Raw genomic sequence first — 1,039 nt, forward strand, 5'->3', positions numbered from 1 at the left:
ACGGGGCCGAATCCCGGCAAGGTGAGCAGAATGTCGGCGGCTTCGTGCTGGCGTAACAGGTCGGTGATCTGGGCATCGACGTCGGCGATTTCTCCGTCGAGTGCGCTGATTTGCTCGGCCAGGCGGGCGACAAGGGCTGAGCCTGTGGTCTGGGTTGGCAGGATGGTGTGCTGGGAGTTCGCGGCTTGCAGTGCTTTCCCGGCCATCTTGGCGCTGTTCCTGCAGCCGTGTTTCCTCAGCCAGCCGGTGAGCCGGGTCAGACCTGTCCGCCGGATGCTCTCGGGGGTCCGGTAGCCGCCGAGAAGGATGAGGGGCGCCTTCTTGGAGTAATCGAACGCCCGCTCGAGCGCCGGGAAGTACTCCAACAGAGTGGCACGGAGCCTGTTGATCGCCCGAACACGGTCGCAGATCAGATCGGTGCGGCGGGCGGTCAGGAGCCGCAGGCCCACGCTGATCTGGTCCGCGCCGCGGACTGGTTGGAGGTCGGTGCGCATCCGCGCCTGGTCGGCGATGATCCTGGCATCTTTCGCGTCGGTCTTGCCGTCCCCGCGGTAGGTCGCTGCGGCGTGATGCACGATCCGTCCCGGGATATAGAGCAACTGCTGGGCATGCGCGGCCAACAGCTCGATTAGCAGTGCCGCACCGCCGGCGTTCAGATCCGTGGCCCAACAGGCTTCACCGCCGGCAGAGATCTCCGCGACCGTGGCCATGAGGTCGAGCAGGGCGTTTTCGTCGTTCTCGACACGTCTCGAGAGCAAAACGGTCCCAGCCTGATCGATTACGACGCAGTGATGGGCCCTCTTGCCCGAGTCGATTCCTACCCAGAATGCCGGCATACCTTAAGTCCCTTCGATCAGCTCCAATTTTTCGGTTGGCCCTATCGATAACCACGCCGGCACGTCCTTACCCAACGATCAATGTCGTAATTCTCAATCAGCGGTCGAGTCATCGGCGGGCAGCGGGCGGCCATTCCCAGTGAGCCGTCCAAGCGGCAAGGAGATCTCTGCCATGCCCGCCGCCCGAGGGTGATCGAAACACT

General features: G+C 63.7%; 1 protein-coding gene. It reads right to left on the reverse strand.

Annotated features, from left to right (window positions below; translation table 11 throughout):
• Nucleotides 1–836: IS110 family transposase (locus AB0O52_RS23305; protein ID WP_364542984.1), on the reverse strand; the 836-nt coding region annotated here is incomplete at its 3' end.
• Between the last annotated feature and the right edge of the window lie 203 nt (nt 837–1,039).

Origin of the sequence: Arthrobacter sp. NPDC080073, assembly GCF_040686575.1 — a bacterium.
Classification (GTDB): Bacteria; Actinomycetota; Actinomycetes; order Actinomycetales; family Micrococcaceae; genus Arthrobacter.